The organism is Desulfotruncus arcticus DSM 17038, from assembly GCF_900113335.1.
GTDB classification, from domain to species: Bacteria; Bacillota; Desulfotomaculia; order Desulfotomaculales; family Desulfallaceae; genus Desulfotruncus; species Desulfotruncus arcticus.
On record NZ_FOOX01000004.1, the window covers coordinates 91,533 to 105,395 of the forward strand.

Annotated in this window: 15 protein-coding genes; all 15 read left to right on the forward strand. The window is 51.9% G+C overall.

Annotated elements, in window-relative coordinates; genetic code table 11:
• Positions 1–83 precede the first annotated feature (83 nt).
• The gene (fmt, locus tag BM056_RS07030) at positions 84–1,034 is read left to right on the forward strand and encodes a methionyl-tRNA formyltransferase (protein ID WP_092470123.1); all 951 of its coding nucleotides are present in this window, start codon (positions 84–86) and stop codon (positions 1,032–1,034) included.
• Positions 1,015–1,137, forward strand: coding sequence for a hypothetical protein (locus tag BM056_RS27200; RefSeq protein ID WP_274377526.1), 123 nt, complete (start codon positions 1,015–1,017; stop codon positions 1,135–1,137). The genes fmt and BM056_RS27200 overlap by 20 nt, the downstream gene beginning before the upstream one ends.
• Before the next feature lie 185 nt (positions 1,138–1,322).
• Positions 1,323–2,108 carry a DUF116 domain-containing protein gene (locus BM056_RS07035; RefSeq protein WP_238456341.1) on the forward strand — a complete coding sequence of 262 codons (786 nt, stop codon included), beginning with the start codon at positions 1,323–1,325 and terminating at the stop codon, positions 2,106–2,108.
• A complete protein-coding gene (gene rsmB, locus BM056_RS07040; RefSeq protein WP_092470125.1) occupies positions 2,105–3,463 on the forward strand; it encodes a 16S rRNA (cytosine(967)-C(5))-methyltransferase RsmB in 1,359 nt (452 codons plus the stop codon). Before BM056_RS07035 ends, rsmB begins: the two co-directional genes overlap by 4 nt.
• Positions 3,464–3,534: 71 nt before the next feature.
• Positions 3,535–4,626 carry a dual-specificity RNA methyltransferase RlmN gene (rlmN, locus tag BM056_RS07045; RefSeq protein ID WP_238456342.1) on the forward strand — a complete coding sequence of 364 codons (1,092 nt, stop codon included), beginning with the start codon at positions 3,535–3,537 and terminating at the stop codon, positions 4,624–4,626.
• Positions 4,580–5,341 carry an FHA domain-containing protein gene (locus BM056_RS07050; protein WP_092470129.1) on the forward strand — a complete coding sequence of 254 codons (762 nt, stop codon included), beginning with the start codon at positions 4,580–4,582 and terminating at the stop codon, positions 5,339–5,341. Before rlmN ends, BM056_RS07050 begins: the two co-directional genes overlap by 47 nt.
• Positions 5,342–5,343: 2 nt before the next feature.
• Positions 5,344–5,838 (forward strand): FHA domain-containing protein, encoded by a 495-nt coding sequence (locus tag BM056_RS07055; RefSeq protein WP_165613418.1) that lies wholly within the window; start codon positions 5,344–5,346, stop codon positions 5,836–5,838.
• Complete coding sequence (locus BM056_RS07060; protein ID WP_092470133.1) at positions 5,795–6,517, forward strand: Stp1/IreP family PP2C-type Ser/Thr phosphatase; 723 nt, start codon at positions 5,795–5,797, stop codon at positions 6,515–6,517. The genes BM056_RS07055 and BM056_RS07060 overlap by 44 nt, the downstream gene beginning before the upstream one ends.
• Positions 6,518–6,519: 2 nt before the next feature.
• Positions 6,520–7,779: an FtsW/RodA/SpoVE family cell cycle protein gene (locus BM056_RS07065; RefSeq protein WP_174549935.1), complete on the forward strand. Its 1,260-nt coding sequence runs from the start codon at positions 6,520–6,522 to the stop codon at positions 7,777–7,779.
• Complete coding sequence (locus BM056_RS07070; RefSeq protein WP_092470135.1) at positions 7,769–9,148, forward strand: peptidoglycan D,D-transpeptidase FtsI family protein; 1,380 nt, start codon at positions 7,769–7,771, stop codon at positions 9,146–9,148. The genes BM056_RS07065 and BM056_RS07070 overlap by 11 nt, the downstream gene beginning before the upstream one ends.
• Positions 9,149–9,187: 39 nt before the next feature.
• Entirely contained in the window at positions 9,188–11,065 is a 1,878-nt protein-coding gene (gene pknB / locus BM056_RS07075) for a Stk1 family PASTA domain-containing Ser/Thr kinase (protein ID WP_092470137.1), read from the forward strand.
• 9 nt (positions 11,066–11,074) lie between these two features.
• Positions 11,075–11,968, forward strand: a complete 894-nt coding sequence (gene rsgA, locus BM056_RS07080) for a ribosome small subunit-dependent GTPase A (RefSeq protein WP_092470139.1) — start codon at positions 11,075–11,077, stop codon at positions 11,966–11,968.
• 2 nt (positions 11,969–11,970) lie between these two features.
• Positions 11,971–12,636 (forward strand): ribulose-phosphate 3-epimerase, encoded by a 666-nt coding sequence (rpe, locus tag BM056_RS07085; protein ID WP_092470141.1) that lies wholly within the window; start codon positions 11,971–11,973, stop codon positions 12,634–12,636.
• 87 nt (positions 12,637–12,723) lie between these two features.
• Positions 12,724–13,137 carry a chemotaxis protein CheW gene (locus BM056_RS07090; protein WP_092470143.1) on the forward strand — a complete coding sequence of 138 codons (414 nt, stop codon included), beginning with the start codon at positions 12,724–12,726 and terminating at the stop codon, positions 13,135–13,137.
• Positions 13,138–13,204: 67 nt separating this feature from the next.
• Positions 13,205–13,846, forward strand: a complete 642-nt coding sequence (locus tag BM056_RS07095) for a CBS domain-containing protein (protein ID WP_238456343.1) — start codon at positions 13,205–13,207, stop codon at positions 13,844–13,846.
• Positions 13,847–13,863: the final 17 nt, after the last annotated feature.

Sequence of the window (13,863 nt, forward strand, 5' to 3'; positions counted from 1 at the left end):
GGAGACAGGAGTCAAGAAGGGGTTCAGGCATTCTGACTGCTGTCTCCTGAATTCTGAATACCATAAGGTAAAAGGAGTTTTTTATGAGAGTTGTTTTTATGGGAACACCTGATTTTGCTGTTCCTTCACTTAAAGAAATAGTTAACGCAGGCTTTGATGTATTGGCTGTGATTACACAGCCGGACCGGCCCGGCGGCAGGGGGAAAAAAATTAGAAAGACCCCGGTTAAGCTTGCCGCCGAGGAACTTGGCCTGCAGGTCTTGCAGCCGGCCAAGGTGCGGGAACCTGATTTTATCAATGAACTGCGCCGGTTGAACCCCGAAATAATTATAGTTGCCGCCTTTGGCCAACTGCTGCCGTCCGGGATACTGGATCTGCCGCGCTATGGCTGCATCAATGTACATGCTTCATTACTTCCGGCTTACCGCGGCGCCGCTCCCATCCACAGGGCCGTCATCAACGGCGAGCAGCAAACCGGTGTAACCATTATGCAGATGGATGCCGGCCTGGATACGGGGGACATGCTTTTACAGGAAAAAATAATCATCGGCCCCGAAGACACAGTTGGCTCGGTGCATGACCGACTGGCCCTGTTAGGCGGCAGGCTGTTGGTTAAAGCCGTGGAACTCATTCAAACCGGCCGGGCGGAGCCGGTTCCCCAGGATGATGCCAGGTCCTCCTATGCTGCCATGCTAAAACGCGAGGATGAAATAATTTGTTGGGCAGAGGATGTCGAGGTGATTAAAAACCGGGTCAGGGGACTCAATCCCTGGCCGGGAGCCCGTACCGAACTGGGTGGCAAGGTTTTAAAAATTTGGCGGGTTGCCCTGGCAGATGGTCCTGCGGTAAAAGGAAAACCAGGTCAGGTGCTGGAGGCGTCCGCCGGCCGTGGTATTCTGGTTCAGGCGGGAAACGCCGTACTTTCTTTAGAGGAACTACAGCTGCAGGGCAGAAAAAGCATGCGGGCCGCTGACTTCCTGCGGGGTAATGCACTAACTCCCGGGATTATTCTGGGTGGCCCACCATGCGGCTAAACCGGCACCGGCAATAGCATGGGGTATAGATACCGCAGGCAAGGTGATCCGGTGGCTTCCCGGAGTAAGCGGAGCACTGGATGCGGCCAGCAGCCCGTCATAGCCCCAAAGATTGACCCCGTAAGGGCGTAAAGTTTCAACGGGCTGTTGGTGTAAGCGTTAGCTATAAGTAACTATCAAAGATACAAGGAAAATTGCGTAGCGCACGGAGGGAACCACCGAAGCGCCAGATACAAGTAACGTGAAAACTTTTTTCAGGGTAGGATAGCCCCAAAGGCGGTGATTGATTTGGACAACCTCATTCCCATTCATGAAAGAAAGAGATTATTTATCGGCTTACTCGGCGGCAGCCTGTTAATAGTAAGCTTACTGACCATGTCTATCTGGTACCTGATTTTCAGCCCGGAAAAATCTCTGGTCTACCAGTTGGTCTTGTTTGCGCTGGCCGCGGTGCTGATCATTGCCATCTTGCTGGCTGGATTTGGACTGGCCGGCATTGTGCTTACCATCATGCAGTCAAAGCAATTCCTGCTGCTGCAGGGTCCCATGCGGGTGGCGCTGAATACTTTTTTCCCACTGGTGCTGGCCCTGGGTAAAATTTTTGGAATCGATATGGACCGGATTAAAGGTTCCTTCATAGAAGTCAATAACGGTCTGGTATACGCCAGGGGGATCAAAATTGAACCGGCGCAATTGCTGCTGCTGGCGCCACACTGCCTGCAAAACAGCGAATGTGATATTAAGGTAACTAATAATATCGACAACTGCCGCCGCTGCGGTAAATGCGGTGTTAATGATATTTTAAGCATTCGTGAACGCTATGGTATTAAGGTGGGGATGGCCACCGGGGGGACGCTGGCCCGCAAATACGTGCGCGAATACCGGCCCAAGGCCATCGTGGCCATCGCCTGTGAGCGGGATTTAACCAGCGGGATTTTAGATGCCAACCCCATCCCGGTTTTGGGCATAACTAATTTAAGACCCAACGGACCATGTTTTAACACTCATTTTTCCCTGGAGCGGGTGGATGAAGCAATAAATTTTTTTGTGCGGTCTGGAAGTGATGGCAATTGAAACCTAAATTTGAGGCCAGAGAAGCGGCCCTGCAGGTGCTATTGGACGTGGATAAGCGTGAAGCTTACGCGAATCTGGCCCTGGGGGCCGTTTTAGGCAAGTATCAGCCGGAAAAGCTGGACCGGTCCTTTACCACAGAATTGGTCTACGGAACTTTGCGGGCGCGCAACACACTGGATTGGGCACTTGGCAATTATCTCCGGCGCCCCATCTCCGGCTTGACCCCGGTGGTGCGCAATATTTTGCGCCTGGGCGCGTACCAGCTGCTTTACATGGACAGAGTGCCTGATTCCGCCGCTGTAAACGAGTCCGCCAACCTGGCCCGCCGGCACGGGCACGCCGGCATCGTTAAATTTGTCAACGGTGTGCTGCGCAACCTGGCGCGGGGTAAAGACAAACTGCCCTATCCGGATCCGGCGGCCGACCTCGTGGCAAGTATAGCCCTGCGCCATTCACATCCCGAATGGCTGGTGCGGCTGTGGCTGGATGAGTTTGGCTATGACGGGACGGTGGCTTTGTGTATGGCCAACAACCAGGCCGCTCCCAACTCGGTCCGGGTAAACAGCTTAAAGACAGAGATAACTGAACTGATGGCATTGCTCCGCGGTATGGGCATAACAGCGGAGCGGGGCAGATACGCGGCTGACTGCCTGTACCTGTCCGGTTTCGTCGCCCTTGGCGAATTAGCGCCGTTTAGGGACGGTTTATTTCAAATGCAGGACGAAAGCTCCATACTGGTGGGACAGGCAGTGAGCCCGCAGCCGGGTGCGCGGGTGATTGATGTGGCCAGCGCTCCCGGTGGCAAGGCCACCCACCTGGCCCAGCTAATGCAAAACCGGGGGGAAATTCTGGCCCTGGACGTTCATGAACACAAGATCGGGCTGATTGAGGAAAACTGCCGCAGGCTGGGCGTAACTATTGTTAACACCATGCTGACCGACGCCAGAACCCTGCCGGAAAAATACTCCGGCCGGGCGGATTATGTGCTGGTGGACGCACCCTGTTCCGGTCTGGGTGTGCTGCGCCGGCGCCCTGATGCCAGGTGGCGCAAAAGCCTGGAACAAATTCGGGAATTAACGGTGCTGCAGGCGCAAATACTGGAAGCTGCAGCCGCTGTTTTAAAGCCCGGGGGAGTGCTCGTCTACAGCACCTGCACCATCACCCGGGAGGAAAATTACGGTCAGGTTATGAATTTTTTGGCGGCACATCCAAATTTCAGCCTGGAATCTATCGCCGGCTTGGTGCCCGAAAGCCTGGACCATGCCGGAACCCTGCAGCGGGGTTATTTGCAAATACTGCCCCACTTGCACGGACTGGACGGCTTTTTTATGGCCAGGCTGAGGAAACAAGGCTAAGAAAAAAGGCTAAAAAGAGGAGTTTTTAAGGCGACGTAGAAGTAGCACAAATGCCGAGGGGGTTTGAGAATGTGGCATTTTTTCCCAATATCAGGGATTTAAACCTGCCTGAACTGGAGCAGCAAGTCGAGGCCATGGGTATAGCCAAATTCAGGGCTGCTCAGCTGGCAGACTGGATTCATAAAAAAGGTGTCACTTCTTTTGATGAAATGACTAACTTGCCTAAGGAAGTCAGGGATAAATTAGCAGCCAATTTCAGTGTGGGTGGTTTGGCTCTGTTGGACCGAAAAATATCCCGGGACGGCGAAGCGGAAAAGTACCTGCTGCAGCTGGCTGACGGCCAGGCTGTGGAAAGCGTATTGATGCAATATCACCACGGTGTGTCAGTTTGCCTTTCAACCCAGGTGGGCTGCCGGATGGGCTGCAAAATTTGCGCCTCGGGTCTGGAAGGACTGGTGCGCAACCTTACTCCGGGTGAAATACTGGATCAAATTCACACTATGCAAAGGGAATCCGGCAAGCGGGCCGGCAGCGTGGTACTGATGGGTTCCGGCGAACCTCTGGATAATTACAGCGCTACGATTAAATTTCTGGAACTGGTCAACGCACCATACGGGCTGAATATAGGGCACAGGCACATTACCTTGTCCACCAGCGGCATCGTACCGCGCATTTATGATTTGCTTAAATTAAAGCTGTCCATAACTCTGGCCATTTCGCTGCATGCGCCAAACAATGCTTTGCGCAATCAGCTGGTGCCGGTTAACAAATCTTACCCTCTGGAAAAACTGTTGCCTGCCTGCCGGAGTTACGCTGAAACCACCGGCCGGCGGGTTTCCTTTGAATACGCCCTGCTGGGCAATATTAACGACTCCAGGGAACAGGCCCGGGAACTGGGCCGGGTTTTAACCGGTATTCATGGTCATATCAATTTAATCCCGGCCAACCCTGTGCCGGAACGCGGGATAGTGCGCAGCAGCATAGATAAAATTCGTACTTTTAAAAAGACCCTGGAAGATCTGGGATACCCGGTAACCGTTCGCCGGGAACTTGGCCTGGACATCGACGCGGCCTGTGGCCAGTTGAGACGCCGGGTGCGGATGCGAGGTGGTACTGATGGGGTTTTTGTCGGAACTGGAAGGCAGCCTGGAAAGAATTATTGAAGGTTTTTTTAAAGATAAGTTTAAAGGCAGCTTACAGCCGGTTGATATGGCTAAAAGGCTGGCCCGTGAAATGCGGGAACAGCGCCGTACCGGGTTAAAGGATATATTCGTGCCCAACCGCTACGAAATTTTCCTTAATCCCGGGGAGTATAATGCCAATGAGCCGGTAATTGAGCACCTGTCGGGGGAACTGCAGGAATATGTGGCCGGTAAGGCGGCAGAAAAGAAATATACTCTGCTGGGACGCATTGAAGTGAGCTTTGACCAGGATCAGGCTGTTGCGCCCGGCGAAATGGTGATCAAAAGCTACTTCGATGAAGAAGAAAACGACGTAGAAGAGGAGAGCGCACCGGTTTCCGAGGCAACGATGCAGTATGTGCCCATAAAAGGTGAATTTGCGCCGTCTGCGCGGGAGCTGCCGGAGGCTGCTGCGAGTCTTGAGGTGCTGGAAGGGCCTTTAAGCGGCAGGCGGTATCAAGTAGAGGGCAATTTGGCGGTAATTGGCCGCAAAGAATCCTGTGATATTTTTTTGCCTGATGAAAGTATTTCCAGAAGACATGCGTTAATCAGCCGGGTAGGGCGCCAGTTTTACATCAAGGATCAGGCCAGCACCAACGGAACCTATATTAATGGGGCCAGGGTGGAGCAAGAGGAACTCATGCCCGGTGATATGATAAAAATAGGAAGAATCCTATTAAGATTCAGGGTGGAATGATGTTGGAAATCTTAATTTTCGTGCTGCGAACTGTTTTTCAGGTACTGATTTACGCCTTTATTTTTGTGGTCATAATTTATGTGGTTAAAGACCTGCGTGGGACGGGGCAGACGGTCAAGGCGCGCCAGGGCCTACAAAAATTTAACCGGGGACAGTGTTATTTAAAGGTGGATTATGCCCCGGAGGATAGCGGGCTGGCCGGGTCGGAATTTCCGCTGGGTGCGGAAACAATAATGGGCAGGGACCCTAAAAGCGAGATAGTATTGCCTGAAAAAGTAATCTCCAGTAACCACGCTAAAATTTATTTTGACCATGGACAGTACTGGTTGGAAGACCTGGGCAGCACCAACGGCACTTTGCTGAACGGTTTGCCGTTGAGCGAGCCGGCGGTTTTGGCAAATGGTGATCGGATAAAAATTGGAGATTATATATTTAGGCTGGTGAGGTGGAAATATGAGGTGGAGTCAGATCACCGAATGCGGCCCGGTGCGTCGTAGAAATGAAGATTGGGTGTGTGCTTGTCCCGATCTGGGAGTCTTTGCCGTAGCCGACGGTATGGGCGGGCACCGTGCGGGCAATATCGCCAGCAAACTGGCCCTGGAAGTGCTGGAAGAATATATTAGAAGCTCTGCCGGTGCCGGCCGGCCGGTTCAACCATGCCTGCTTTTATCTGAAGGTATACTGCGGGCCAATGAGGCAGTCTACCGCGCAGCGTTGGCCAAAGAAGAGTGGCAGGGGATGGGCTCGACGCTGAATGCCTGCCTGCTGCTGGGAAACACCCTTACTGTGGCCAATGTGGGAGACAGCCGGGCATTGCTGCTGCGCAACAATGGAATCAGCAAGTTGACCAGCGATCATTCACTGGTGCAGGAGCTGGTTGACGGCGGCGGAATTACCGAAGAAGAAGCGTTTAATCACCCCAGGCGCAATGTGCTGACCAGGGCTTTGGGAATTGGGCCGCGAGTCGAAGTGGACTCATTCGAGTATAATATTGTCCAAGGGGACAGATTGTTGCTCTGTACGGATGGGCTTTGCGGCTTTGTTACTCCACAGAGGATCGGGGAGTTAATGAGCTCGGCGGACGACCCCGACACAGTGGTGCATCGTCTTTTACAAGAGGCTATTGCTTCCGGCAGCAATGATAATATAACCATGATTTTTCTGGTGGTGGATTAATTTTGCAAGGACGCGGCAGGGAAAGAGCGCTGCTTTTTATCGCTTTTATTTATACATTTACAGGCGGAGTTGTATTATACCTGCGTGAGCCGGGGCAGTATGGGCTGCTGGCTATTGCTGCAGCAGTGGTCACGTTTGCCGCCTTGATGCTGTTAAGTATCATCTGGCAAAAAAAGGGTGTTGGCTTCGATCAATATATTACCCCGCTGGTTAGCTTTCTGACCGGTACCGGGATGGTGTTTTTAATTAGATTGCAGCCGGCTTATGGCTACCGGCAGTTGGTCTGGCTGATTGTCGGGATAGCAGCCTTGTTCTTAACTACCACTTTGGTTTATAACTATCGTTTGCTGGCAGATTACAAGTATGTTATAGCGGTAACAGGTATACTGGCGCTCCTATTGCCCATATTTTTCGGGATAGAATTGGGGGGGGCCAAGAGCTGGCTGAACCTTGGTGTCTTTCACCTGCAGCCCTCCGAATTTGTCAAGCTGTTATTGGTGCTTTTCCTGGGCAGCTACCTGGTGGAAAACAGGGTTTTGCTGCACTCGGGCGGAGATAAAAAATATTTTTTACCCGGTCTCCGCCAGTGGGGGCCGCTGCTGGGAATGTGGCTGGTATCCCTGCTGGTGCTTGTCTTTCAGCGGGACCTGGGCACAGCCCTGATCTATTTTGCAACCTTTTTGGCTATGCTCTATGCTGCCACTTCGAGGCTTGTTTATGTCCTGGCGGGTACGGTGATGTTTTCTGTGGGAGGTGTGGCCGCCTACATGGCGGTAGGCCATGTGCATACCCGGGTGGCCATCTGGCTTAACCCCTGGGATTCGGCACAGGGCGCCGGATACCAATTAATCCAGTCGCTGTATGCCATTAACGCCGGTGGTATTGTCGGCACAGGACTGGATGCCGGGTTTCCCCGGTTTATACCCGCAGTGCACACAGACTTTATCTTTTCGGCGATATGCGAGGAAACAGGTTTGCTTGGCGGAATAGGGATTTTATTGGTTTTTATTCTTTTGGTATACAGAGGCTTTAAGATTGCCCTGGCTTCACGCGACGATTATTCTGAAATCTTGGCGGCGGGGTTCACCGCACTGTTGGGACTGCAGGTTTTTATCATCGTCGCCGGGGTAACCAAGCTTCTGCCCATGACAGGTATTACACTGCCGTTTATCAGTTACGGAGGGAGTTCTTTGGTGGCTAACTTTATTCTGGCGGGAATGCTGCTTAACATATCCGGAGAGAGTTGGCAGCATGAAAAATAACGTTCGCAGGCTGGCTTATGTCATATTAGCCGGCCTTGTAGCCATTTGCGTCTACCTGGCCCTGATTCCTTATTACCTCAAGCACACTCCGGGCGGGGGGGCTCTGACTGATCCCCGGATTGCCGCCCGGGAAAACATGATCCAGCGGGGTACTATTTTTGACCGCGAGGGCCGGGTGTTGGCCCGCAGTGTGCCACAGACGGACGGCGGGTTTGTCAGGGAATATTCCCTGGGCAGCTACGCGTCGCATATAATTGGCTATTATTCCATAAAAGCCGGTTCTGCGGGGCTGGAAAAAACCAGGGCTTCAGTTTTACTGGGGCTAAATGAGGGAAACCCGTTTTACAGCCTGATGAACAGGGTTACCGGCAAGCCCGGGGTCGGCAATGATATGATATTGACCATTGACGCGGATCTCCAGCAATACGTGGCCACTTTGCTCGACGGACAAAAGGGTGCTGCGGTGGTGCTCAATCCGGCCACCGGCGAGATCCTGGCCTCGGCCAGCTATCCAAGGTTTGATCCCGCCAAGGTCACGGATTATTTAAACCAACCCGATTCACCCCTTTTGGACCGGGCGCTGCAGGGGGCCTACCCGCCGGGTTCAATATTTAAAATAGTAACCGCTGCAGGGATCTTAACGGATTTGCCCGGTATGACCGATGAAACAATTCAATGTAACGGCGAACTTGAAGTTAACGGATTTATTTTAAAGGATAATGCGGTGCATGGAAATGTAGATTTTAAAGAGGCCTTTACCCGGTCCTGCAACGTGGCCTTTGGCCGTTACGGGCTGGCGTTGGGGGCCAAGGATTTTGTCAAGCAGGCCGGAGCTTTTGGGATAGGTGTCAGTCCTGATTTCCCCCTGCCGTTATATCAGGGCTATCTGCCGCGGGTGGATGAATTAGATGGACCTGCACTGGCTTCCAGCGCCATCGGCCAGGGCAAGGTGCTGGTTTCTCCGCTGCAGGCTGCGCTGGTAGCCGGCGCGGTGGCCAACGGCGGTGAGATAATGAAACCTTACCTCATCTCCCGGTATAGCGGCCCCGGCGGCTTTGAAAAAACATTTAAGCCGGAAAAGTGGCTGGTACCTATGACACCGGCTGTTGCCGGCGTATTAAAAGATGAGATGATTGCCGTGGTTCAAAGCGGCACCGGCAAGGCAGCCGCGCTGCCGGGAATTACCGTGGCCGGTAAAACCGGGTCGGCCGAAAACCCCCACGGTCAAAGCCATGCCTGGTTTGTGGGGTTTGCGCCGGCTGAACAGCCGCGGGTTGTAGTTGCCGTTGTGCTGGAAAATCAGGGGTCGGGCGGGGCCAAGGCCGCGCCGCTGGCCGGGGAAATATTGCGCCGGGCACTGGAAGGGTAGTTACTAAAAGGTATTTTGGTTTAGCTCGAGGTGGATAAAATGATTGGTAAACTTCTGGGAAACAGATACGAGATAATTGAAAAAATCGGCGGCGGCGGTATGGCCATAGTCTACAAGGGTAAGGATACTTACCTTAACCGTATTGTTACCATCAAGATACTGCGCCCCGAATTTACCTCGGATGAAGATTTTATTAAACGTTTTCGCCGCGAGGCCCAGGCAGTAGCCAGGTTGTCCCACCCCAATATTGTGAATATCCATGATGTGGGGCAGGAAGACGCCATCCATTATCTGGTCATGGAATATGTCCGCGGCGATAACTTGCGGGAAATTATTAGAAAAAACGGCTGCCTGTCCCCTGCCGAGGCCACCAGGTTTGCCATACAGGTCTGCGATGCCCTGGAACACGCCCATCAGAACAATATCGTGCACAGAGATGTCAAACCGCACAATATATTGGTAACTGAAGAGGGCAGGGCCAAACTGACCGACTTCGGAATTGCCATGGAAGCCTCGGCCGCCACCATTACCAGAACCGATACAATTATGGGGTCGGTGCATTATTTGAGCCCGGAACAGGCCCGAGGCGAAACGGCCACTGCCAGGTCGGATATTTACGCTGTGGGGATTCTGCTTTATGAAATGCTGACCGGCTCCAAACCCTATAGCGGTGACACTCCCATCGCCGTGGCGTTAAAGCACATTCAGGAAACACCCAGGCCAATTCGTGAGGTTAACCCCGAAGTTCCCCGTGAATTGGCTGCCGTGGTCATGCGGGCCATTGAAAAAAACCCGGAAAACAGGTATCAAAGCGCCGGCGAGCTGGCCCGCCACCTGGAAATGTCCCTGGACGACGGCCAGGCTACGGTAATTTTACCTGCCAATGAGCTGGCGCAAAGGATAAAAACCGAAACAGACGGGAAAACTGCGGGCAAATCCGGGCCTAAAGCCGGGCTGCGGGAAAAAAGTCCAACCAAGCCCTGGACCTGGGCTATCGTTATTGTTGTGCTGGCGGGGCTGCTGTCCGGAGGGCTGTATGGTTTTTATAACTACTACATTAACGTACCCGAAATAACTGTGCCCAGCGTGGTGGGCAAAAGTTATGACGAAGCCAAGGAGCAGCTGGAGGCACTGGGTCTGGAGGTTAACCCACCGGTGGAACAAAACGACGAGGCACCCGAGGGTGAGGTAATCGCACAGGACGTCGGGCCGGACGACCCGGCGGTAAAGCTGCCCCGGGCCATTACCCTTACCGTAAGCAAAGGGCCGGAATTAACCGATGTACCAAACCTTTATGGTTATACCCGGGACGAAGCGGAACAGAAATTAAAGGAAGAGGGGCTGTCGCTGGGGCAGGTCACAGAGTACCACAGTTCGGACGTGGATGCGGGTAAGGTATTTGAACAAGATCCTGAACAGGGGGCCCAAAAGGCTAAAAACTCCAAGGTGGACATTACAATAAGCCTGGGCCCGGAACAGCAAACCGTTAAGGTGCCTGATTTGACCGGCAAAACCCTGGATGAGGCCAGGTCGACCCTTGACGAGCTTAATTTGTCTTTAAGTGAAGACATTGCGTGGGACTATAAGGCGGACTACCCGCACGGCCAAGTGATTGACCAGGATCCCGCACCGGACGAAGAGGTTGATGAAGGCAGCACGGTTAGCGTAACTTTGAACAACGGCTCGGGACCGGTGGAAAGGACGGCAACGGTTAATATTACTAAGGATGACATACCCAATGACGGCCTGGCGCACAAGGTGGAGATAGTGGTTAAAGACGCCGAGGGCAGAGATGTCAAGTATTCAGATACACATGTCTATGGCGATAGAATCAATAAAAAGATAACTTACGTCGGCCAGGGTACTGTTGAAATATTTATTGACGATGACAAAATAAAGGAAGCCGAACTAAAGTAAGGTGGATTTATGAGGGGTACCATCATTAAAGCCTATGGCGGATTCTTCTTCGTCCGGGTTGCAGACCGGGTGCTGCGATGCAAAATAAGGGGCAGAATTCGTAAACATTACGGACAGGTCCTGGTTGGTGACGAGGTCGGCCTCGAATTTGCTGCGTGCCCTGCGGGTGCTGCGGCCTCTGCGCACGATGGGGTTATTACCGATATTTACCCCAGGAGCTCGGAACTTACCAGGCCGCCCGTCGCCAATGTAAACCAGGCTGTCATCATTTTTTCCGTTGATCATCCCAAACCAAACACGGTGCTGCTGGACCGCTTTCTTTTGCAGGCTTACAAGGCGGGAATCGACCCGGTGCTATGCTTTAATAAAATGGACTTAATTGACTTTGGCGACCTGGATTTCTTTAAGGATTATGAGCCTGCCGGGTATCCGATGGTTAAAATAAGCGCTAAAAGCGGTCAAAATATAGAATTATTGAGACAGCTTTTAAAAGAAAAAATATCAGTTTTGGCAGGCCCTTCCGGGGTGGGCAAGTCAAGCTTGTTAAATGCCCTGGAACCGGGGCTGCAATTAAAGACGGGTGATATCAGCCAAAAGCTTAAACGGGGCAGGCATACAACCAGACACGTGGAACTGATGCCGCTGGCCGGCGGAGGCATGGTTGCCGATACACCGGGCTTTTCCAGTATGTATCTTCCTGCCATGCGCAAAGAGGAGTTGTCTGCCTGTTACCCGGAATTTATTGATTACTCGGCGGGCTGCAGATTTTCCGGCTGTCTGCACCACCGGGAACCGGATTGCGCTGTAAAGGAAGCCGTAGCGGAAGGCCTTATTTCGATATTGCGTTACCAACAATATACCATGCTGCTGCAAGAAGTGACAGAAGCTGAAAGGAGATACTAGCATTGGTAAAAATTGCACCATCCATACTATCGGCTGATTTTGCCATCCTGGGTGAACAGGTGAGCAAGGTGGAGCAGGCCGGGGCTGAATTATTACATATAGATGTTATGGACGGTCATTTCGTCCCCAACATAACCATCGGGCCCCTGGTCGTGGAAGCGCTGCGCCCGGTGTCCCAACTAATTTTTGATGTACACCTGATGATTGAGAACCCGGACCTTTATATTAAGCAATTTGCCCGGGCCGGCGCCGACATTATCACTGTGCATGCCGAAACATGTCCCCACCTGCACCGGACCGTGCAGGCAATTAAAGAAACAGGGGTAAAGGCAGGTGTTGCCCTGAATCCCTCAACGCCACCGGACATTTTAGAATATGTCCTGGGCCAGTTGGACCTGGTGCTGGTAATGACGGTAAACCCCGGCTTTGGCGGCCAGAAGTTTATCCGGGAGATGCTGCCTAAGATTAGTAAGATCAAAGCAATGCTGGACCGAATCCAATCCACTGCGCTATTGGAGGTTGACGGCGGCGTAAACGTGAACACCGCCGGAGAAGTGGCTGCGGCCGGCGCCGACACGCTGGTTGCCGGTTCGGCCATTTTCGGAGCGGAAGACCCGGCGGTGGCAGTACAAAAAATAAAAGAAGCGGCCGGCGAAAAAAACCTTTAAAAAAGTGTCAAAATATAGACTTTCTAGAGGAAAAAAGAGACAATACATATAATATAATTTAGTTAAAATCGAAAGCGGGTGAAAAACATGCAGAACGAGGGCCAACTGGTAATTTTCGAACTGGCTGATCAACTATACGCTCTTCCCATTCAAGAAACCCAGGAAATCATTAGGATGACGGATATAACCAAGGTTCCGAATACCAAACACTTTGTTGAGGGAATTATTAACCTCAGGGGCAGCATTGTTCCGGTAATTAACCTTAACCGGAGGTTGGGGCTGCCGGAAAAAGAATACGATGAGTCGACCAGAATAATTGTAACTGAGCATAACGGGCAAAAGGTTGGCATGATCGTGGACAACGTGCAGGAAGTAGGCAGGTACATTGATGATGAAGTTGAACCACCGGCGGTGGCCGGCGATAATGTAGATTATCTCAAAGGCGTGGTAAAAAAAGGAGAAGATCTCTGGCTGCTTCTCAATCTGGGCATGGTGATTTAATAACAACGTCGGCCGGCATCCGGTTTAACGGGTAACCGGCCTGTTTATTAATAGAGATAAGGAGGAGATGCGCGTGTTTGTTAAGGATTATATGAGCCCTTCACCAATTACGATAACAAATCAGACCCCGGTATTTGAGGCGCTGAGCATAATGCGCAAAAGAAAAATCCACCAGCTTCCCGTGCTGAACAGCCGCGGCAAGTTGACCGGATTAATTACCGAACTCGAATTGCTTACGGTTTCTCCTTCACCGGCCTCAACTCTGAGCATTTATGAGATGAATTATCTGCTCTCCAAAATGACTGTTAAGGACGTATTAACCAAAGAGCCGGTTATCGTTGAGCCCTCTTGCACCATTGAAGAGGCCGCCTTAAAAATGCGCGAACACAGTATCAGGTGCCTGCTGGTGGTGGAAAATGATGAACTTAAAGGAATCATCACCCAGACCGATGTTTTTGATGCTCTGATCAGAACCTTCGGGCTGCACAAGGCAGGTGTGCGAATGGTGCTGGAAATGGATGATAAGGTAGGAGCCCTGGCCGATGTTTTAAATATTGTCAGAGAACATGGCTTGAACGTATTGGGTGTAGCCTGCAGGGATAAAGATGACAGCAGTGTTCAGGTTATGCTCAGGCTGAGGGCGGCGAATGTGGATGAATTGGAAAAAAGTTTAAACAAAAATGGCATTCGTGTAATATATGTAAGTTAAGTAATTATAATGAATTA